General features: G+C 68.3%; 23 protein-coding genes. 17 read left to right on the top strand and 6 right to left on the bottom strand.

Annotated elements, in window-relative coordinates:
- Window position 1: 1 nt before the first annotated feature.
- On the top strand, window positions 2-1,504 hold the full coding sequence (locus tag LDO27_RS17490) for a tripartite tricarboxylate transporter permease (RefSeq protein WP_222207717.1): 1,503 nt from the start codon (window positions 2-4) through the stop codon (window positions 1,502-1,504).
- 72 nt (window positions 1,505-1,576) lie between these two features.
- Here LDO27_RS17490 and LDO27_RS17485 read toward each other — a convergent pair whose 3' ends face one another.
- Complete coding sequence (locus LDO27_RS17485; protein ID WP_224043015.1) at window positions 1,577-2,476, bottom strand: LysR substrate-binding domain-containing protein; 900 nt, start codon at window positions 2,474-2,476, stop codon at window positions 1,577-1,579.
- 180 nt (window positions 2,477-2,656) lie between these two features.
- Between LDO27_RS17485 and LDO27_RS17480 the strand changes: the two genes are divergently transcribed.
- The 6 genes from LDO27_RS17480 (at window position 2,657) to LDO27_RS17455 (ending at window position 7,725) form a co-directional block, all read left to right on the top strand.
- Window positions 2,657-3,634 carry a Bug family tripartite tricarboxylate transporter substrate binding protein gene (locus tag LDO27_RS17480; RefSeq protein ID WP_222207721.1) on the top strand — a complete coding sequence of 326 codons (978 nt, stop codon included), beginning with the start codon at window positions 2,657-2,659 and terminating at the stop codon, window positions 3,632-3,634.
- A 12-nt stretch (window positions 3,635-3,646) separates the two neighbouring features.
- Window positions 3,647-5,272, top strand: coding sequence for a gamma-glutamyltransferase (gene ggt / locus LDO27_RS17475; RefSeq protein WP_224043013.1), 1,626 nt, complete (start codon window positions 3,647-3,649; stop codon window positions 5,270-5,272).
- Between the two features lie 157 nt (window positions 5,273-5,429).
- Complete coding sequence (locus LDO27_RS17470; protein WP_224043011.1) at window positions 5,430-5,684, top strand: AbrB/MazE/SpoVT family DNA-binding domain-containing protein; 255 nt, start codon at window positions 5,430-5,432, stop codon at window positions 5,682-5,684.
- 2 nt (window positions 5,685-5,686) lie between these two features.
- Complete coding sequence (locus LDO27_RS17465; protein WP_224043009.1) at window positions 5,687-6,049, top strand: type II toxin-antitoxin system PemK/MazF family toxin; 363 nt, start codon at window positions 5,687-5,689, stop codon at window positions 6,047-6,049.
- Between the two features lie 120 nt (window positions 6,050-6,169).
- A complete protein-coding gene (locus LDO27_RS17460; RefSeq protein WP_224043007.1) occupies window positions 6,170-7,030 on the top strand; it encodes a PhzF family phenazine biosynthesis protein in 861 nt (286 codons plus the stop codon).
- A 77-nt stretch (window positions 7,031-7,107) separates the two neighbouring features.
- Window positions 7,108-7,725, top strand: coding sequence for a pyridoxamine 5'-phosphate oxidase family protein (locus LDO27_RS17455; protein WP_222207729.1), 618 nt, complete (start codon window positions 7,108-7,110; stop codon window positions 7,723-7,725).
- Window positions 7,726-7,747: 22 nt separating this feature from the next.
- Here the strand turns inward: LDO27_RS17455 and LDO27_RS17450 are convergent, their stop codons facing one another.
- Window positions 7,748-9,208 carry a CoA transferase gene (locus tag LDO27_RS17450; RefSeq protein WP_222207731.1) on the bottom strand — a complete coding sequence of 487 codons (1,461 nt, stop codon included), beginning with the start codon at window positions 9,206-9,208 and terminating at the stop codon, window positions 7,748-7,750.
- 346 nt (window positions 9,209-9,554) lie between these two features.
- Between LDO27_RS17450 and LDO27_RS17445 the strand changes: the two genes are divergently transcribed.
- The 3 genes from LDO27_RS17445 to LDO27_RS17435 all read left to right on the top strand — a co-directional run bounded on the left by LDO27_RS17445 (window position 9,555) and on the right by LDO27_RS17435 (window position 12,064).
- Window positions 9,555-11,297: a glutamine--tRNA ligase/YqeY domain fusion protein gene (locus LDO27_RS17445; RefSeq protein ID WP_224043005.1), complete on the top strand. Its 1,743-nt coding sequence runs from the start codon at window positions 9,555-9,557 to the stop codon at window positions 11,295-11,297.
- 54 nt (window positions 11,298-11,351) lie between these two features.
- The gene (locus LDO27_RS17440; RefSeq protein WP_224043004.1) at window positions 11,352-11,570 is read left to right on the top strand and encodes an RNA-binding S4 domain-containing protein; all 219 of its coding nucleotides are present in this window, start codon (window positions 11,352-11,354) and stop codon (window positions 11,568-11,570) included.
- Between the two features lie 110 nt (window positions 11,571-11,680).
- Window positions 11,681-12,064: an MAPEG family protein gene (locus LDO27_RS17435; protein ID WP_222207737.1), complete on the top strand. Its 384-nt coding sequence runs from the start codon at window positions 11,681-11,683 to the stop codon at window positions 12,062-12,064.
- Window positions 12,065-12,104: 40 nt separating this feature from the next.
- Here the strand turns inward: LDO27_RS17435 and LDO27_RS17430 are convergent, their stop codons facing one another.
- Window positions 12,105-12,281: a hypothetical protein gene (locus LDO27_RS17430; protein WP_224043175.1), complete on the bottom strand. Its 177-nt coding sequence runs from the start codon at window positions 12,279-12,281 to the stop codon at window positions 12,105-12,107.
- Here LDO27_RS17430 and LDO27_RS17425 point away from each other — a divergent pair.
- The 3 genes from LDO27_RS17425 (at window position 12,253) to LDO27_RS17415 (ending at window position 13,717) form a co-directional block, all read left to right on the top strand.
- Window positions 12,253-12,516 (top strand): hypothetical protein, encoded by a 264-nt coding sequence (locus tag LDO27_RS17425; protein WP_224043156.1) that lies wholly within the window; start codon window positions 12,253-12,255, stop codon window positions 12,514-12,516. The genes LDO27_RS17430 and LDO27_RS17425 overlap by 29 nt on opposite strands.
- A 118-nt stretch (window positions 12,517-12,634) precedes the next feature.
- On the top strand, window positions 12,635-13,195 hold the full coding sequence (locus LDO27_RS17420) for a YaeQ family protein (RefSeq protein ID WP_222207741.1): 561 nt from the start codon (window positions 12,635-12,637) through the stop codon (window positions 13,193-13,195).
- 174 nt (window positions 13,196-13,369) lie between these two features.
- Window positions 13,370-13,717 carry an FKBP-type peptidyl-prolyl cis-trans isomerase gene (locus LDO27_RS17415; protein WP_224043003.1) on the top strand — a complete coding sequence of 116 codons (348 nt, stop codon included), beginning with the start codon at window positions 13,370-13,372 and terminating at the stop codon, window positions 13,715-13,717.
- Window positions 13,718-13,832: 115 nt separating this feature from the next.
- On the opposite strand, the gene LDO27_RS17410 is transcribed toward LDO27_RS17415, so the two are convergent.
- Window positions 13,833-14,153, bottom strand: coding sequence for a hypothetical protein (locus tag LDO27_RS17410; protein ID WP_222207745.1), 321 nt, complete (start codon window positions 14,151-14,153; stop codon window positions 13,833-13,835).
- A gap of 140 nt (window positions 14,154-14,293) precedes the next feature.
- On the opposite strand from LDO27_RS17410, the gene LDO27_RS17405 reads away from it, so the two are divergent.
- Entirely contained in the window at window positions 14,294-15,010 is a 717-nt protein-coding gene (locus LDO27_RS17405) for a gamma-glutamylcyclotransferase (protein WP_224043002.1), read from the top strand.
- 85 nt (window positions 15,011-15,095) lie between these two features.
- On the top strand, window positions 15,096-15,905 hold the full coding sequence (locus tag LDO27_RS17400; protein WP_224043000.1) for an ankyrin repeat domain-containing protein: 810 nt from the start codon (window positions 15,096-15,098) through the stop codon (window positions 15,903-15,905).
- 27 nt (window positions 15,906-15,932) lie between these two features.
- Here LDO27_RS17400 and LDO27_RS17395 read toward each other — a convergent pair whose 3' ends face one another.
- Entirely contained in the window at window positions 15,933-17,648 is a 1,716-nt protein-coding gene (locus LDO27_RS17395; RefSeq protein WP_222207748.1) for a long-chain fatty acid--CoA ligase, read from the bottom strand.
- A gap of 255 nt (window positions 17,649-17,903) precedes the next feature.
- Between LDO27_RS17395 and trxA the strand changes: the two genes are divergently transcribed.
- Window positions 17,904-18,746, top strand: a complete 843-nt coding sequence (trxA, locus tag LDO27_RS17390; protein ID WP_224042999.1) for a thioredoxin — start codon at window positions 17,904-17,906, stop codon at window positions 18,744-18,746.
- A gap of 90 nt (window positions 18,747-18,836) precedes the next feature.
- Here the strand turns inward: trxA and LDO27_RS17385 are convergent, their stop codons facing one another.
- Entirely contained in the window at window positions 18,837-19,277 is a 441-nt protein-coding gene (locus LDO27_RS17385) for a hemerythrin domain-containing protein (RefSeq protein ID WP_222207750.1), read from the bottom strand.
- A 138-nt stretch (window positions 19,278-19,415) separates the two neighbouring features.
- Here LDO27_RS17385 and LDO27_RS17380 point away from each other — a divergent pair, with 138 nt between their 5' ends.
- Complete coding sequence (locus LDO27_RS17380; protein WP_224042998.1) at window positions 19,416-19,994, top strand: AAA family ATPase; 579 nt, start codon at window positions 19,416-19,418, stop codon at window positions 19,992-19,994.
- Window positions 19,995-19,997: the final 3 nt, after the last annotated feature.

Genomic DNA, 19,997 nt, shown 5'->3' with positions numbered 1-19,997 from the left:
CATGGAACTGCTATCCAACCTGGGCCTGGGGTTTTCCACCGCCCTGACCTTCCAGAATCTCGCGTACGGCTTCCTCGGCTGCCTGCTCGGCACGCTGATCGGCGTGCTGCCCGGCCTCGGACCGCTGGCGACCATCGCCATGCTGCTGCCGGTGACGTACACGCTGCCGCCGGTGGCCGCGCTGATCATGCTGGCCGGTATCTACTACGGCGCGCAGTACGGCGGTTCGACCACGGCCATTCTGGTCAACCTGCCCGGTGAATCGTCGTCGGTCGTGACGACCATCGACGGCCACCAGATGGCCCGCCGCGGCCGTGCCGGCGTGGCGCTGGCCACCGCGGGCATCGGCTCGTTCTTCGCCGGTTGCGTGGCCACGCTGGTGCTGGCCGGCTTCGCCGCGCCGCTGTCGGAACTGGCGTTCAAGTTCGGCCCCGCCGAATACTTCTCGCTGATGGTGGTGGGCCTGATCGGTGCCGTGGTGCTGGCTTCGGGTTCGCTGGTCAAGGCCATCTCGATGATCGTGCTGGGCCTGCTGCTGGGTCTGGTCGGCACCGACGTGAACTCCGGTGCGGCGCGCTTCTCGTTCGACGTGCCCGAGCTCACCGACGGCCTGAACTTCGTCTCCGTGGCAATGGGTATCTTCGGTTTCGCGGAAATCATCGCGAACCTGGAGCAGAAGGAGCATCGCGAGACCTTCACCGACCACATCACGACGCTGTTCCCGACCAAGGCGGACTTCAAGCGCATGATTCCGGCGGTGCTGCGAGGCACGGTGCTCGGTTCGGCGCTGGGCATCCTCCCGGGCGGCGGTGCATCGCTCGCTTCGTTCGCGGCCTACACGCTCGAAAAGAAGAGCTCGCGCTATCCGCAGGAATTCGGCAAGGGCGCCATCGAAGGCGTGGCGGGTCCGGAGTCGGCCAACAACGCGGCCGCGCAGACCTCGTTCATCCCGCTGCTGACGCTGGGCATTCCGCCCAACGCGGTGATGGCGCTGATGGTCGGTGCGATGACCATCCACAACATCCAGCCGGGTCCGCAGGTCATGACCAGCAACCCCGCGCTGTTCTGGGGCCTGATCGCCTCGATGTGGATCGGCAACTTCATGCTGATCGTGCTGAACCTGCCGCTGATCGGCATCTGGGTGAAGCTGCTGAAGGTGCCCTACCGCTACCTGTACCCGGCCATCCTGACGTTCTGCTGTATCGGCGTCTACTCGGTCCAGAACACCACGTTCGACGTGTTCCAGACCGCGGCCTTCGGTGTGGTGGGCTACCTGTTCATCAAGCTCAAGTGCGAGCCGGCGCCGCTGCTGCTGGGCTTCGTGCTGGGGCCGATGATGGAAGAGAACTTCCGCCGTACCCTGCTGCTCTCGCGTGGCGATTTCACGGTGTTCGTGACGCGTCCGCTGTCGATGAGCCTGCTGATCGCCGCCGCCGTGCTGGTGCTGATCGTGGCCCTGCCCTCGATCAAGGCCAAGCGCGAGGAAGCGTTCCAGGAAGAGTAAGACGGTCGGTGCGGGCCCTGTCCGGGCCCGCGCGGACGACGAAGGGAGGTGTCGCGAGACACCTCCCTTTTTTCATGCCGCTGTGTCCGCCTCGCCGAACAGCTCGCTGCACGCCTGCCGCACGGCCTCCGTAATATGGCGGCGCGCATGGTCCCGCCGCTCGAGCATCCCGACGGTGCGCAGCACCGGCGCGCCGCCGACCGTCAGCGGCAGCACGCGCAGCGCCTCGTCGTCGCGCCAGCGCGCCCGCTGCAGCAGCGGCACCACGGTCACCCCCACCTGCTGACGCACCAGCTCGACCAGCGCCTCGATCGAGTTGAGCTCGAGGAATTCGTTGACCGGCAGGTGGGCCCGGCGCAATGCGCGCTCCACCAGCATGCCGGTGCGCTGGCTGCGATCGAAGCGCAGGAAGGGATTGAGCGCCAGCGCCTCGCGCGCGTCGCGGCCGGCGCTGCCGCGCGCGGCGATCACGGCCAGCGGCTCCTGGTACAGCGGCGTCCAACGCAGCGTCCCGGGCACCTTGCCCGCCCCTTCCACCAGGATGGCCGCATCGAGCGCGCCGGCCTCCACGTCCGCCGCCAGCTCGATGGACTTGGCGCCGATCAGCCGCACGTCCAGCGCGGGGTACTGCCGCTTCATGCTGGCCACCGCGTGGGACAGGCCGCCCATCACGGACACCACCGCCCCCACCGCCACGGCACCGGCCATGGCGTCCGGGGCCTCGCGCGGCAGCCGCATCTCGTCATAGACCTCCAGCAGGCGCCGCGCCTGCGGCAGCAGTTCCAGCCCCTGCGCGTTGAGCACCGCCACCCTGCCGGCCCGATCGAACAGGCTGCGGCGCAGCTCCGTCTCCAGCGCCCGCATCTGCAGGCTGACCGCCGCCTGCGTCAGCGCGACTTGGGCGGCTGCGGCGGCGAACGAGCCGTGCTCGGCCACTGCGACAAAGGTGCGGAGAAAACGGATGGTGCTCATGGGCGGGGCGGCGGGCGCGGGATGGTGGCGGGAATGCCGGCTGACTCAAGCAAACCTTGTGACTTCAGCAAGAAATATTAACTTTCATTATGTCAGGCTGCACGGAATAATGCGTCAGGGCCGGCGCGCGCGCCAGCTTTGCTCCTGCCCGGCCCCCACCCACCTGTACCGGAGATCGCAATGAAACACTGGCTGCGCCTTGTCGGCACCAGCCTTGCCGCGGGCCTCACGCTGGCCGCGGCGCCCGCCCTGGCGGACAACTTCCCGAGCAAGCCCATCCGCCTGATCGTGCCGTTCCCGGCCAGCGGCGCGACCGACCTGCTGGCGCGCGCCATCGCGCAGAAGGTCAGCACGAACATCGGGCAGCAGGTGGTGGTGGACAACCGCCCCGGCGCGGGCGGCGCGATCGGCGCCGACATGGCCGCCAAGGCCCCGGCCGATGGCTACACGCTGGTGATCGCCACCACCAGCACGCATTCGATCGGTCCGTATATCAATACGCGCCTGCCGTACAACACCGAGACCGACTTCACGCCGATCGGCCAGGTCGCGGTGGCCACCAACGTGCTGCTGGTGCCCAACAGCCTGCCGGTGAAGAACGTCAAGGAGCTGATCGACTACGCCAAGAAGCATCCGGGGGAACTGAACTACGCCTCCAGCGGCAACGGCACCGTCGTGCACCTGACCGCCGAAGCGTTCAAGACCCAGGCCGGCGTGTTCATCACCCATATCCCCTATCGCGGCACGGCCCTGTCGATTCCCGACCTGATTTCGGGCAAGGTGCAGGTGCTGTTCGACAGCATCGTCTCGGGCCTGCCGCACGTGAAGGATGGCAAGCTCAAGGCGCTGGCGGTGACCAGCGCCAAGCGCTCGCCGCTGGCGCCGGAGATTCCCACCGCCAGCGAATCGGGCCTGCCGGGCTTCGAATCCGATACCTGGTTCGGCATCTACGGGCCGAAGAACATGGCACCGGACGTGGTGGCGCGGCTCAACGCCGAGTTCAACAAGGCCATCCAGGCACCGGACGTGAAGGAACGCCTGGGCAAGCTGGGCGCCGAGCCCGTCGGCGGCACGCCGGCGCAGTTCGCCGCCATGGTGAAGAAGGACAGCGCGCGCTGGGGCAAGCTGATCAAGGATCGCAAGATCACCGCGGAATAACAGGGACCAATCATGCAGAACTTCAACTGGACCAACCCTTACCCGTCGACGCGCATTCCGCTGTTCGCGCGCAACGTCGTCTCGACCTCGCACCCGCTGGCCGCACAGGCCGGCCTGCGCATGCTGCTCAAGGGCGGCAACGCCGTCGATGCGGCCATCGCCGCCGCCGCGGCGATCACCATCGTGGAGCCGGTCTCGTGCGGGCTGGGCAGCGATGCCTTCGCCATCCTGTGGGACGGCAAGGAACTGCACGGCCTGAACTCCTCGGGCGTGGCGCCCGCCGCCTGGAATCCCGACTACTTCAAGAACAAGTACGGCGAGGAGGCCAACGGCATCGCCAAGCGCCCGATCCGCGGCTGGGACGCCGTGACCGTGCCGGGCGTGATCGCCGGCTGGGCCGCGCTGCATGAGCGCTTCGGCAAGCTGCCGTTCGCGGACCTGATGGAACCCGCCATCGAGATCGCGGAGCGCGGCTACGCCGTGCCGCCCATCGTCGCCCACAAGTGGGCGGCCGCCGTGCCGGACCTGAAGGACCAGCCGGGCTACGCGGACACCTTCATGCCCAACGGCCGCGCGCCGAAGACCGGCGAGAAGTTCGTGATGAAGGCCGCCGCCGAGACGCTGCGCAAGATCGGCGCGACCGGCGGCCGGGCCTACTACGAAGGCGAGATCGCCGAGAAGATCGCCGCCTTCAGCAAGGAGTGCGGCGGCGCGATGACGCTGAACGACCTGCGCGACTATCGTCCGGACTGGGTCAAGCCCATCAGCAAGTCCTATCGCGGCTACGAACTGCACGAGATCCCGCCAAATGGCCAGGGCATCGCCGCGCTGATGGCGCTGGGCATCCTCGACCAGTTCGACGTGGGCTCGCTGCCCGTGGATTCGCTCGATTCGCAGCATCTGCAGATCGAGGCGATGAAGCTGGCCTTCGCCGACCTGTACCGCTACGTGGCCGATCCGCGCAGCATGGAGGTCACACCCGAGCAGATGCTCGACGACGCCTATCTGAAGTCGCGCGCCAAGCTGATCGACATGCAGAAGGCAACGCATTTCGGCTTCGGCATGCCCAAGGTTGGCGGCACCATCTACCTGACGGCCGCGGACGAGAACGGCATGATGATCTCGTTCATCCAGTCCAACTACATGGGCTTCGGCTCGGGCGTGGTGGTGCCGGGCACCGGCATCAGCCTGCAGAACCGCGGCGTGGGCTTCTCGATGGATCCGAAGTCCGCCAACGTGGTGGCCGGCGGCAAGCGCCCGTTCCACACCATCATCCCGGCCTTCCTGACCAAGGGCGGCCACCCGGTGATGAGCTTCGGCGTGATGGGCGGCGACATGCAGCCGCAGGGCCACCTGCAGACCGTGGTGCGCATGCTCGACTACGGCCAGCAGCCGCAGGCGGCCTGCTGCGCGCCGCGCTGGAAAGTCAACCGCGACTTCACGCTGGACGTGGAAAGCACGATGAACGCCGACACCGTCGCGGGCCTGAAGGCGCGCGGCCACCAGCTCAAGTCGGTGGACGATCCGTATATGGACTTCGGCTCCGGCCAATTCATCTGGCGCATGTCGGACGACCCCGAGCACGGCTACGTCGCCGCCAGCGACAGCCGCCGGGATGGCCAGGCGGTGGGCTTCTAAGCCCGACGACGACGCCCGCAGCGAAGGAAACGCCGGCCTTGGGCCGGCGTTTTTTTGGGCTTTTGGCGCGGCCTTGTGGATTGTGCGCTCCGAATGTATAAACATCGTTGAAACGCACCCAGTCTCCCCGGAATGCGGTGCAAACTTGGAGCCTCACATGACAAGGTCAGCCAGGTTGACCATTCAGAAATGGGGTAACAGCCTCGCGGTTCGGATCCCATCATCGGTAGCCCGTGCGGCGCGCTTTTCAGAGGGACAGGAGGTCGAAGTGGTGGTGGAAGACATCGGCGTTTCGGTCAAGCCCATAGGAACACAGGCCATGACGCTCGAACAGAAGCTGGCGCTTTTTGACCCCGAGTTGCATGGCGGCGAAGTCATGGCCACTTCGCCAGTGGGTGCGGAGGCAATGTAACCGTGCCAAAAGCCGACTGGGTTCCCGATCGTCGGGACATCGTGTGGATCGAGTGCAATCCCCAGATTGGCCGTGAAATGAAGGGCCGGCATCCGCTATTGGTCCTGACGCCCCGGGTGTTCAATGCGCGGACCGGCATCGTGATCGGCCTGCCCATGACGACGGTCGGCTACAACGAATCCAATCCTTTCGCGATTCCCTTATCCGGACACGGTAAGACGACTGCCTATGTTTTGGCTCATCAGCCTGAATCGTTCGACTGGAAGGGACGGCACGCCAAACCTCACCCTTGGAAGCAAGCCTCGCCGGCTGTTTTCGCAGCGGCGTGCGCACAGTTGAACCAGATCGTCTCGCTTTGTCCTTGAAGGTATCCCGAACTTCCGGACCGGCCCGGACAACTGGCCTGATCGCAGCCTGCGCAACTGTCTATGGCGCGCGCAGGTACCGCTTCTACACTGGCGTCTGCACATCCACGCCTTAGCGCCATGACCACCTACGCCTTCCGCCTGCTCAACGTCTTCGCCGAATCGACCTTCGGTGGCAATCCCCTGTGCGTGTTCGAGGACGCGCGCGGGCTCGACGATGCCACCATGCAGGCGCTGGCGCTGCAGTTCAACCTCTCCGAGACCACGTTCATTTTCCCCTCCGGCCAGGCCGACGCGCAGGTGCGGATCTTCACCACCGGCTACGAGATGCGCTTCGCCGGCCATCCGACCATCGGCACGGCCCACGTGGTGCGCGAGCTGCGCGGCACCGGCGACGCGCTGAAGCTGGAATTCAAGGCGGGCGTGGTCCCGGTCACCGCCGACGGCGACGTGTGGACGTTCACCGCCCCGCACAGCGGCGCGCCGAAGACCGCGCCGGCCGGGCTGCCTGATGCGGAGATGGCATCGCTGCTGGGCCTGCGTGCGGACGATCTGCTGCGCGCGCCGATGTGGGTGGACACCGGCGCCGACCAGTTGCTGGTCGCGGTCAACAGCCTGGACGCGGTACGCCGGGCGCAGCCGGACAGCGCACGCCTGGAGGCGTGGCCGCAAAGCAGCCTGGGCCGCAAGACCGCCTACGTGTTCGCCTTCGATCCGGACGACCCGTCGCGCGTGCTGGCCCGCTATTTCTTCACCAAGCAGGGCGGCGGCGTGGCCGAGGACCCGGGTACCGGCTCGGCCTGCGCCAATCTCGGCGGCTGGCTGCAGGCGACAGGCCATGCCCTGCCCGCGCGCTTCACCGTCGATCAGGGCGAGGCGGTGGACCGTCGCTGCCGGCTGTTGCTAGACGTGGCCAGCGACGGCGCCATCCGCGTCGGCGGCCGCGTGGTCGAGATCGGCCGCGGCACGGTCACGCTGTAGCGGCACAGCAGGCGGCGCTTCGCGTATAAACGAGGCTGTCCGCCTTACTCCCTCGCGCAATGTCCCCAGTCCAGACCATGACCGCACACACCGTCGCCACGATCGCCGATCTCGAAGCCCTGTACGCCGAGCCCGCCCAGGCTTCGCTTGCCAAGGAGGTCGACTACCTGCACCCGCACTACCGCGCCTTCGTCGAGGCTTCGCCGTTCTGCCTGCTGTCGACGGTAGGACAGGAGATCGCCGAATGCTCGCCGCGCGGCGACGCGCCGGGCTTCGTCAAGGTGCTGGACGAGCGCACGCTGCTGCTGCCGGACCGGCGCGGCAACAACCGGATCGACAGCCTGCGCAATATCGTCCGGGATCCGCGTGTGGGGCTGCTGTTCCTGGTGCCCGGCGTCGACGAGACGTTGCGCGTGGCCGGCACCGCGCGCGTCTCGACCGATCCGGAACTGATCGCGCAGTTTGCGGTGGACGGCAAGCTGCCCACCACCGTGCTGGTGATCGCGATTCGCACGGTGTTCTTCCAGTGCGCCCGCGCGCTGGTGCGCTCGCGGCTGTGGAAACCGGACGCACAGATTCCGCGCAGCGCGCTGCCCAGCACCGGCACGATGCTGGCGGACCTGAGCCGCAACGCCATCGACGGCGCGGCCTACGACGCGACGCTGGCCGAGCGCGTGCGGCAGACGCTGTACTGAAGCCGCCGCCCGGCCCGCGCTGTCACGGCCACGGCGCCCATTCGGCGGCATGGGTGCCGAGCGGCACCGAAGGCAGCGTCCAGCGCGCCGGCGTTTCCGACAGCAAGGCGGCGTGCCGCACGACGGTCAGTTCACCGAAACCCGACGGCACCGTTTCCAGCCAGTCCCTCACTTCCTCCTGCCCCGGGTCGGGCACCGACATGCCGGCCGGCACCCGGCCAAGGCCGCGCAGCCATTGCGCGGTCTGGGCCAGCGACACCCGCACCAGCCAGCTTCCGCCCTCGGTGGCGCGACGATGCAGCGCCGCCATCGCGCCGAAGGCCAGCAGATAGCCCGCTGCATGGTCCAGCACCTGCGCGGGCAGAGGCCGCGGCGCTTCGGCGCCGGCGGCCTGCGCTTCCGCATGGTTGAACCCGGTGGCGGTCTGCACCAGCGAATCGAAGCCGCGCTTTCCCGCCCAGGGGCCGACATGGCCGTACGCAGACAGCGACGCGTACACGATGCCCGGCCGGGCGCGCGCGGCTGCCTCCGGACCCACCCCCAGGTCGGCCAGGCCACCGGGACGATAGCCCTGCACCAGCACGTCGGCGCGGTGCAGCAGCCGATGCAGCGTGCGCTTGTCCTCGGCATCGCGCAGATCGAGCTGGCAGGAGCGCTTGCCCCGGCCCGTATCGATGACCAGCGGCGCGATCGCCGGCAGGTGGGCGGCGGTGACCAGCAGCACGTCGGCGCCGTGGGCGGCCAGCGTGCGGCCGGCGACCGGACCCGCGATGATGCGCGTGAAGTCCAGCACGCGCACACCGGACAAGGGGCGCGCGATGTCTGGGGCCGCGCCCCGCGGCAGCGCGGGCAGCGGCTGCGGCGGTGCCTCGCCGATGCGCTCCAGCGTGACGGCGGGCATGCCCTGCAATGCCAGCGCCTGCGGATGCCGGTCCCATTCGTCGAAGGTGCGCATGGCAGCCACGACCAGGCCGGCGCGCGACGCCTCGGTCTCGAACGCCTCCGCCTCCCATCCCGACAGCGCTGTCTGCACGGCCTCCCGGTCCCACGCGCAGCCCAGGATGCGCAGCACGCCGTCGCGATGGTGCGGGAAGTTGGTATGCAGGCGCACCCAGCGTCCATCGCCGCAGCGGTACGCACCGGCGATCCTGTCCCACAGTTCCGGCGCCGGCCCGCCATCGACGCGCAGATGGCGTTCGCTGCGGAATTCCGCGCACGCATGGCGCATGTCCACCGCGACGCGTTGCCAGCGGCCGGTGCGCTGCTGCCACAGCGCTGCCGCCGCCAGCGCGCTGGCGCCTAGGCTGGCCTGCGCCGCGGTGCCCACCGCGAAGGACGAAGGCAGTATCGGGTCGGCGCCGGATAGCGCTAGTTGCGCCAGCGCGGACGCTGGCATGCCGGCCCCGCGCCACAGTTCGGCCAGCGCATCGGCCGGCAAGACAGTGGCGGGCGTGGACGGCGCGGCGGAAGAGGAAGATGGCATGGCGGACCTTCGGAAAGGGAATGGTGGCCGGAAGCGCGAGAGGAAGGCGCGAGAGGCAAGCGCGAGTCTGACGTTTCCCGCCTATGCTAACGCGGCATCCCCGCCGGCGCAGGCGGCCATCGCGCGGCCACCGGCGCCATCACGACGAGCAGCGCGGACATTGCCCCTCAACCGATTCGAGCGCACCGGGCCGCCGGCACGGTAAAATCCTTGATCCGGCGTTTTATGCGGTATTGCGGCGTGCGCGGGGCCATCGGCCCCGGACGCGCACCGCCGGCACCCAACGCCTAGCAACGACATACCAGGCCTAACCCGCCAGCACATCGAGCCGCACCACGGCGCAACCATGAGCCACGACCCGAAAGCCAACGACAGCACGCCCGCCGCCTCCAACTTCCTGCGCAGCATCATCGACCAGGATCTCGCCGCCGGTTCCTACGCCGGCCGCAAGAACGCGCAGGGCCAGCCGCTGCCGCCGGTCATCACCCGTTTCCCGCCGGAGCCCAACGGCTACCTGCATATCGGCCATGCCAAAAGCATCTGCCTGAACTTCGGCCTGGCGCGCGACTACGGCGGCCGCTGCCACCTGCGCTTCGACGACACCAACCCGGTCAAGGAAGACACCGAATACGTCGATTCCATCATCGACGCGGTGCACTGGCTGGGCTTCCGCTGGGAGGACGAAGGCGGCAACCACCTGTACTACGCCAGCGACTACTTCGACCAGCTCTACGCCTTCGCCGAGAAGCTGATCGAGCGCGGCGTTGCCTATGTCGACAGCCAGAGCGCCGAGCAGATCGCCGCCAATCGCGGCAACTTCGCCGAGGTCGGCAAGCCCTCGCCGTTCCGCGACCGCAGCGTCGAGGAGAACCTGCGGCTGTTCCGCGAGATGCGCGACGGCAAGTACGCCGACGGCGAACACGTGCTGCGCGCCAAGATCGACATGAGCGCGCCCAATATCGTGATGCGCGACCCGGTGCTCTATCGCATCCGCCACGCCCACCATCACCGGACCGGCGACAAGTGGTGCATCTATCCGATGTACGACTTCACCCATTGCATCTCGGACGCGCTGGAGAACATCTCGCACTCGCTGTGCACGCTGGAGTTCGAGAACAACCGCCCGCTGTACGACTGGGTGCTGGCCCAGCTGCGCGATTGCGGCGCGCTCTCCGAGCCGCTGCCGCACCAGTACGAATTCGCCCGCCTGAACCTGACCTACGCCATCACCAGCAAGCGCAAGCTGCTGCAACTGGTCAACGAAGGCCGCGTGGACGGCTGGGACGATCCCCGCATGCCCACCATCGTCGGCGTGCGCCGGCGCGGCTATACCCCCGAATCGATCCAGCTGTTCTGCGACCGCGTCGGCGTGGCCAAGTCCGACAGCTGGATCGACATGAGCACGCTCGAGGGCGCGGTGCGCGACGACCTCGATGCCCGCGCGCCGCGCGGCGTGGCGGTGCTCGATCCGCTCAAGCTGATCCTGGACAACTACCCGGAAGGCCAGAGCGAGGAATGCTCGGCCCCCGTGCACCCCAAGCTGCCCGAGCTGGGCAAGCGCGTGTTTCCGCTGTCGCGCGAGCTGTGGATCGAGCGCGAGGACTTCAACGAAACGCCGCCGAAGGGCTATTTCCGCCTGTTCCCCGGCAACAAGGTGCGGCTGCGCTACGGCTACGTGATCGAATGCACGGGCGTGGACAAGGATGCAGACGGCAACGTGGTGGCCGTGCATGCCAACTACCTGCCCGAGACCAAGAGCGGCACGCCGGGCGCGGACAGCGTCAAGGTCAAGGGCAATATCCACTGGGTCAGCGCGCCGCACGCGCTGGAGGCCGAAGTGCGGCTGTATGACCGGCTGTTCAGCGACCCGCATCCCGACGCGGGCGGAAAGAACTTCCTGGACGCGCTCAATGCCGACTCCAAGAAGGTCGTCACCGCCTACCTGGAGCCGGGCCTGCGCGAGGCACAGCCGGAGGACCGCTTCCAGTTCGAGCGCCACGGCTATTTCGTGGCGGACCGCGTCGATTCGAAGCCCGGCAAGCCGGTCTTCAACCGCATCGTCGGCCTCAAGGACAGCTGGGGCAAGTAAGCCGTCGAACCCGCGCCGCCGGCGCCAACCTGTCCGCGAGGAAAAGCAGCATCCATGCAGTCCATTACCTTTCCGCTCAAGGGCGAGCATATCGCCTTGAATGACCTGCTGAAGCTGACCGGCGTCTGTGAAAGCGGCGGCGCCGGCAAGGCGCTGGTCGCCGCTGGCGAGGTCACCGTCGACGGCGCCCCGGAATCGCGCAAGACCGCCAAGATCCGCGCCGGCCAGGTGGTGCGCCTGCCCGGCGTGGCGATCCGCGTGGTCGCCGCCTGACGCGGCCGCCCGGCGCGCGGCCTTCCCGCAACCGGCGAACGCCCTTCGGCGGCGTTCGCCGCGCCGGCCCCGCTTTCCGGCGGGGCCGGCCACAACGAAAGGACCACATCATGCCGATCGCTTTCTGGTGCGTGCTGCTGGCGGGGCTGCTTCCCGTGGCCACGGTCGCCATCGCCAAGGCCGGCGGCAAGAGCTTCGACAATCACGACCCGCGCGCCTGGCTGGACCGCCAGAGCGGACGGGCGCGCCGCGCCGACCTCGCCCACCGGAATCACTTCGAGGCGTTTCCCTTCTTCGCCGCCGCCGTGCTGACGGCCAGCCATCTGCAAGCGCCGCAGGCCCGTATCGATGAACTGGCCATCCTGTTCGTCGTGATGCGCGTGCTTTATACCGCCTGCTATATCGCCGACCGTGCCACCCTGCGCACCCTCTGCTGGACCATCGGCATGCTCTGCACGATCGGCATCTTCCTGCTGCCCGCGCTGACCGGCTGAGGCATCCGCTGCGACGCCGCAACAGTGCGCGCGGCGCTCGCTACAAACCCGAAATCTTCTGTAGAATCAGCGGTTTGCTTGTTTTCGCGGCCGCCTTCGACGGCCGCTTTTTGGTCGGACGGGAAGACATGATCGGGATTGGGGTTGGGGATGTGGTGGCGGCTTCACTGGCTGCCGCCGGCGCGTGCTTGATATGCAGCATTCCGCTGGATTTCATGCAGCATCTGGTGCGCAATTTCCCCGGATGGGTAGTGCGCACCTACGGGCGCAGCGCCCTGCTCATGTCGCTGCTCACGGTGCTGGTGGTCGGCCGGCTCATCGGCCTGGGCCTGGACGGCCAGATCGGCAGCGCCGCCGGGCAGGCCATGGTCGTGGCCGCCGCCTTCCTCGGTCTGCTGTTCGCCTCCGCGCTGGTCCGCTTCTACTTCAACGAATACCGCAAGCCGCGCTGATACGCCGGCACGCCATGGTTGCATCGCCGCCGCCGCGGCGATGCACCGTCCGCCACGCCGGCGAGCGGCGTATGATGCGGCCTTTCCCTGCGGCCCGCCTGCGCGCGAGCCAACCTCCATGGCACTGAAATCCACCATCTACAAGGTCGAGCTGTCGGTATCCGACATGGACCGGCACTACTACGGCAACCACGCGCTGACCATCGCCAAGCACCCGTCCGAGAACGACGCGCGCATGATGATCCGCGTGCTCGCCTTCGCCGCCGAGGCCAGCGAGGCGCTCACCTTTACCCGCGGGCTCGATGAGCCGGACGAGCCTGACCTGTGGGAAAAGACGCTCACCGACGAGATCGCCCACTGGATCGACCTGGGCCAACCGGACGAGACGCGCCTGAAGCGCGCCGCCGCCCGCGCCGGCCGCGTCACGGTATTCACGTACCAGGCGGCGAGCGCCCGTGAATGGTGGAAAGGCATGGCGGGCAAGGCCGGCAAGCTGCGCAACGTCACGGTGTACAACGTGCCCGGCGACGCGGTCGACGCCCTTGCCGGCATGGCGCAGCGCGCCATGCGCCTGTCGGTGACGATCCAGGATGGCGAGATCTGGGTCAGCGACGATGAGCGCAATGTCCAGCTCACGCTGGACGCATGGCAGCGGGGGCAGGCGGGGTCGGGCTACTGACCGGGTCCTCCTTTCTCCCGCCATCGGGCGAAGGGCCGGGGGACGACGGTGACCGCGCGATCGGCGCGATGGACCGTGGGCGATGAAGCCCCCGCACCCTTTTCCAGTACACTGCCGGCTCCGGCCGCGCCCCTCCTGTTTCGCGGCCCGGCTCATCAGCGCAAGGATATTTCCATGAACACCACTCCCTCTGGCCTGCAGTACGAAGACACCGTCACCGGTTCGGGCGACGAAGCCACGGCAGGCAAGCATGTGACCGTGCACTACACCGGCTGGCTGTACGAGAATGGCCAGGCCGGCCGCAAGTTCGACTCGAGCAAGGATCGCAACGACCCGTTCGTGTTCCCGCTCGGCGCCGGCCATGTGATTCGCGGCTGGGACGAAGGCGTGCAGGGCATGAAGGTCGGCGGTACCCGCCGCCTGGTGATTCCGGCGGACCTTGGCTACGGCGCGCGCGGCGCCGGCGGCGTGATTCCGCCGAATGCGACCCTGCTGTTCGAAGTGGAGCTGCTGGGGGTCTGAAGGCAGCTGTCCGGGCCCTGGAAGCCGCGAACGTCCAGGGGCTCTGAACAGGCGCTCACCCTCATCCCCGGCCCTTCTCCCGCTGGCGGGAGAAGGGCGGCACTGCTCCGGGGTACTAGAAGTTGATGGACGCGTTGCCCACGTCGACGCGCACGCGTTCCCGGCCCAGCAGATGGGCGGCATGCCGGGCATACTGACGAGCCCATGCCTCGTCCCCGACGAAGCGCTGTTCTCCCGAGAACTTGGCCACGTTGAGGATCTTGTCGATGACCAGCACCTTGCCCACCGGGCTCGACGCCTGGCAGTCCAGTTCCGCATATTCCCGATCGAACCACGCCCACGCGGCATCGTCGCCGATGTCCGCCAGATCCGCGTCGCCGACGGTATAGGCGTATTCCTTGCCGTTGCCAAAGGCGACCGTGAGGGTGCGAGCCATAGTGTTTTCTCCTGGTTGAGCTCCCATTGTAAGGACATGGCGTTGCCGGCGGCCGACACCCGGCGGCCCGTGATGCGATTTCCCATGCCGGGCGCGCCGGCATCGGCAACGAGCCGACGCCTTTGGATTATCCTTGCGCCATGGCGATCACCCGACAAGACCTCGAATCCGACCGTCTTCGCGCTTCGTTGTGCAGCACGCCGGTGGCTTCCTCGCTGCTTCCCGAAGAAGCGCTCGAACAGTCCATGCGCAGCACGCTGGGCAGCAAGCCCGCGGATGCGGACCTGGGCGGCGATGTCTGGCTGTTCGGCTACGGCTCGCTGATCTGGAACCCGATGGTGGTCCACACCGACCGCCAGCTGGCCACCGTGCACGGCTATCACCGGGGCTTCTACCTGTACTCCCGCATCAACCGCGGCACCTGGGAAAAGCCCGGGCTGGTGCTGGGGCTGGACCGCGGCGGCTCCTGCCAGGGCATCGTCTTTCGCATTCCAGGGCATCTGATCGAGCAGGAATTCCGCATGCTGTGGCGGCGGGAGATGATGACCGGCGCCTACCATCCGCGCTGGCTGCGGGTAAAGCTCGGCGGGAGCCACGCGCCGCAGCGCGCGCTGGCCTTCGTGATGAACCGCGCCCACGAGGCCTATGCCGGGCGGCTGCCGGACCAGCGGGTGGTGGATTGCCTGCGCGATGCCTGCGGCCTGTACGGTCCGGCGCGCGAGTACCTGCAGCAGACGCTGCTCGGACTGGCGACCAACGGCGTCGACGATCCCTACCTGGGACGGCTGTGGCGCCAGCTGCAGCAGGACGACGGCGGCGCGACGACGGCCGCGCCCGGCGTCCCCGAGACCGCCTGAGTCCCGGGGCAACGCGCACCATGTCCGCCGACCGCCCGATGCCAGCCAGCCGGTCAATCCCGACGCCCGATACGCGCAACCCATCATGACCCGCCGCGCCGCCCGCCCCCGCCCTCTGCTCGTGGCCGAAGTGCTGGGGCTCGGCGGCCTGCTGATGGGCGGCGCCCTGCTCGCCGGGCCGGGCGGCGCGTCTCTCGCGGCGCGCCCCGCCGGCACGGTGCCCGCGCCGCGCTCCATGCCTTCCCCACCCTCGCCCGCCGCCGGCGCCGCCACCACCCCCCGCCAGCACGACATCAGCGCGCTGGACCGCAATCTGATCACGGCGGCCTCGATGGGCGATCTCGAACTGGTGCGGCGCCTGCTCACCGCGGGCGCCTCGCCGCGGTCGGTGGACGAGCGCGGGCGCAGCGCCCTGCTCGCGGCGGTCTACCAGCGCCACGGCGATGTCGCCGCGGCCCTGGTCCACGCCGGCGCGGACGTCAATCACAAGGATCGGGACGCCAACAGCGCCTTCCTGCTGGCCGCGGCCACCGGGCAACTGAGCGTGGTGCGCGTGGCGATCGACCGCGGCGGAGCCGACCTGCGCAGCACCGACCGCTATCGCGGCACCGCGCTGACGGCGGCCTGCCAGCATGGCGACCGGGAGATGGTAAAGCTGCTGCTGCGCGCCGGCGTTCCCGTGGATCACGTCAACGCGCTAGGCTGGACCCCGCTGCTCGAAGCCATCGTGCTGGGCGACGGCAGCGCGCGCTACGAGGAGGTGGTGCAGTTGCTGATCGATGCCGGCGCCGACGCGAACCTGGCCGACCACGACGGCGTCACGCCCACGCGCCATGCGCGCGAGCGCGGCTACAAGACCATGGTCAAGACGCTGATGCGGGCGCGCGGCCACTGAGCCGCGGCGTCCCGTGCGAGTTGTGGGCTATACCTCGATCTTGCTGGCCGCGTTGCGGGCGTTCTCGCTTTCCTGCAGATGGCGCCACATCACCTTGCCGGTGCCCGACTTGGGCAGCGCATCGACGAACTCGACCACGCGCGGATACTTGTAGGCGGCCATGTTGTCCTTGGCCCAGGCCACGATGTCCTCGGGCGTGGTCTTGCCCCGCGCATGCGCCTTGAGCACGACCACGGCCTTGACCGTCTCGCCGCGGTAGGCGTCGCGCGTGCCGATGATGCAGGCCTCCTGCACGTCGGGATGCTTGTACAGCAGGTTTTCCACCTCGGCCGGCCAGACCTTGAAGCCCGAGGCATTGATCATCCGCTTGAGGCGATCGGTGATGAAGTAGTAGCCCTCCTCGTCCATGCGGCCCAGGTCGCCGGTGCGGAAGAAGGTCTTGCCCTCGAACTCGATAAAGGCCTCGGCGGTGGCCTCCGGCTTGCCCCAGTAGCCCTTGAACACCTGCGGGCCGCTGACAATGATTTCCCCCACCTCGTTCGGCGGCAGCTCCTTCAGCGTGACAGGGTCGATCACGCGCGCATCGGTATTGAAGGTCGGCACCCCCAGGCATTGCAGCTTGGGGCGGTCGTAGGGGTTGCTGTGCGTCGGCGCCATGGTTTCGGACAACCCGTAGCCTTCGAGGTAGCCCAGGCCGAACTGCTCGCGCAGGCGCTCGGCGATGGCCTGCGGCATGGCCGCGCCGCCGCCGCCGATATAGCGCAGGCTGGACAGATCGAATTCAGCCAGATTGGGGCTGGCGAGGAAATCGATCACCATGGTCGGGATATTGGTCCAGTGCGTGACGTTGTAGCGAGAAATCAGCCGGCCGGCGACTTCGCGGTCCCAGCGCGGCAGCATCACCACGGTGGCGCCGCTGTAGATGGGACCGTTCATGCCGTACTGCATGCCGGTCACGTGGAACAGCGGCAGCACCGACAGGATCACCGATTCCGCGCCGCTGCCCGACCACGTGCCGCCGCCCACCACGTTGTGCATCACCGAGCGGTGGGTATGGATGCACCCCTTGGGAAAGCCCGTCGTGCCGGAGGTGTACGGCATCACCGCCATGTCGTCGGGGCCGGCGGTGTGCGGGCCCGGCGCGTGGTTGGCGGCCATCGCGTCCGCCCATGCCGTGGCGCCGGCGGGCAGGGGATGGGTGGCGGTCAGCCAGGCAGGGGGCGCGTCTTCGGGATGCTCGTAGCTGGGCGGCAGCGCGTCGGCATACTGCGTGACCAGCACGTGGCGCAGCCGCTGGTCCTCGGGCAGCTCCTGGTTGGACTGCTCGACCGCGCCCGCCAGATCGGCGCTGCAGATGGCCACGCTGGCCCGGGCGTCGGTGATGTAGTGCTTGAACTCCTCGGCCCGGTTCATCGGATTGACCGGCACCACGACCGCATCCGCGCGCAGGATTGCGTAGTAGCTCAGGATGAACTGCGGGCAGTTCTGCATGTAGAGCAGCACGCGGTCGCCCTTGGCCACGCCGGCCTCCCGCTGCAGCCAGCCCGCCAGCGCCGTGGCCTGGGCCTCCAGGTCGCGGAACGTGATGGCATTGCCGAAGTAGCGGATCGCCGCCTTGTCCGCATAGCGCCGCGCCGAGACCTCCAGGTTGAACCACAGCGAGGTTTCCGGCAGGACGATCTCGGTCGGAAGGCGCTTGGGCCAGAACTGCATGTGCGGGCGCGCGGACTGTGGTGTCGGCATGAAGGTCTCCTCGGCGGTCTTTGCGACCTGGTCTCTGAAAGGTGAAAGGGCCAATATAACTGAACGACCGTTCTATTTGAAGGCCGGAACAACCCCAAAAGCGCCAGCAAGCGGCTGCCGCGCCGCGAAAGCCGGCCCGGGCCATCGGGCTACTTGTTTTGCGGCGCTCACGCCCCAAGGTAGACGGGAGAACATGCGCAAGGCACGGCGGCACCGCGCGCTTTGCGCCGGACCCATCCACAAGCGAGGCAAGAGATGACCGATGTAACGCTGCAGAATTTCGAGGCCGACGTCGTCGAGATGTCGCGCAAGATTCCCGTGCTGGTCGACTTCTGGGCGCCGTGGTGCGGACCCTGCCGCACGTTGGGCCCCATGCTGGAGAAGCTGGAAGCCGAGGCCGGCGGCAAGTGGAAGCTGGCCAAGGTCAACGTCGACGAGCACCAGCAACTGGCCGCGCACTTCGCGGTGCGCAGCATTCCCCATGTGATCGCCTTCGTCGACGGGCAGCCGGTGGACCAGTTCGTCGGCGTGCTGCCCGAGTCCGGCCTGCGGGAGTTTCTCGCCCGCATCCTGCCAAGCCCGGCCGAGGCCGCGCTGCATCAGGCGCGGGAACGGCTGGCGGCGGGCTCCCGGGACGACGCCCGCGCCGCCTTCCAGGCCGCGCTGGCGCTCGAACCGGGCTTCGATGAAGCGCGCCTGGAATACATCGCCTTCCTGCTCGACGGCAATGCGCTGGACGACGCGCAGGCCCAGTTCGAGATGCTCACGTCCCGGGCGCCCCAGCTGGACGGCCACGCGGCGGTGCAGACCCGGCTCGAAGCGATGCGCAATGTGGGCGATCTGCCGGACGAGGCCACACTGGCCCGGCGCATCGAGGCCGACCCGGCCGACCTGGCCGCGCGCCTGGATCTGGCGAAGCTGCTGGTGGCACGCCGCGACTACGAGCGCGCGCTGGAGCAGTTGATGGAGATCGTTCGGACCGACCGGACCTTCGAGGACGATATCGGCCGCAAGACCATGCTGTCCGTGTTCGATCTGATGGATGCGCCGGAGGCCGTGTCCCGGTGGCGGCGGCAGCTGGCCACGGCGTTGAACTAGCGGTATGGTTTGCGGGTGCCGCGACGATCTGGCGCCGTCACCCTCATCCCCGGCCCTTCTCCCGCTGGCGGGAGAAGGGAGCAACCCGCGCTAGGCCGGGGCTTCGATCAGCGTGAAGCCGTTCTCCCGCATATAGGCCACCATCGGCGCGTCCTTCTGCTTCACGTGCAGGTCGAACCAGCCTGACATCTCGGCCACCAGCCGGCGCCCGGTCTCGAAATCCTTCTCGTCGGCGACCTTGGCGCGCACCGCGTCGGCCACCTTCAGTACCTGCTCGTGTTCGGTCTTGTGGCAATGGCGCGGACCGAAGGCCATCGCTTCCATCCACGCTTCCTCCTGGCCGAAGTGGTAGCGGGTATGGTCGATCCATTCGTCCAGCGCGGCCAGGAAGGCGTCGTCGCCGGCGCGTGCGGCGGCGTCCAGCAACTGCACGAATTCGGCGTGAGTGGCGTCGGTCACGGGCTCGCCGAGGCGCAGGGTATCGGGCAGCGCGCTGCTGTCGGGCAGGTCGGGGTAATTCTGGGCGGTCATCGTCGTCGTGCCGGGATGCGGCTGGGTCAAGCCGCAAGGATACCGAATCGGCGGCGTCCGCGCGCCGGAACCGAGCAAGGTCCACGACGGCGGTATGCTGTCGCTTTTGCGCCGCGCAGGCGCCCAGCAGGCCATCCCATGCCCCGACTGATCTTTTTCTGCGGCCACGCCGGCACCGGCAAGACCACCCTCGCCCATCGCCTGATCGGCCCGCTGATGGAAGCCACCGGCGAACCGTTCTGCCTGCTCGACAAGGACACTCTGTACGGCCGCTACAGCGCGGCAGCCATGGCAGCCCTGACGGGCGACGCCAACGACCGCGACAGCCCGACCTATCTGGAGCATCTGCGCGACCCGGAATACCAGGGGCTGCTGGACACCGCCCGGGAGAATCTCGCACTGGGCATCAGCGTGATCGTGGTTGGGCCGCTGTCGCGCGAGGTGCGCGCGCACCGGCTGCACGATCCGGACTGGCTTGCGGCGCCGGCGGGCACCGAGGTCCGCATCGTGTGGGTCCATCTGCCCGAGGAGGAGGCCCGCGCCCGCATCGTGCGGCGGGGCAATCCGAACGACGCGTACAAGCTCGCGCACTGGGACGCCTACCGCGAGCGCCGCTTCATGCCGTCCGAGGCGGAATATCCCGAGCTGATCTTCTTCGAGAACCTGGCGCCGGGCGAGGACGACACCGGCCGGCTGCTGCGCGCGCTCGCCGCGTAAGGC

It is taken from the genome of Cupriavidus respiraculi, assembly GCF_914271545.1.
GTDB classification, from domain to species: domain Bacteria; phylum Pseudomonadota; class Gammaproteobacteria; order Burkholderiales; family Burkholderiaceae; genus Cupriavidus; species Cupriavidus respiraculi.
This window is presented reverse-complemented; position numbering and strand designations above follow the sequence as displayed.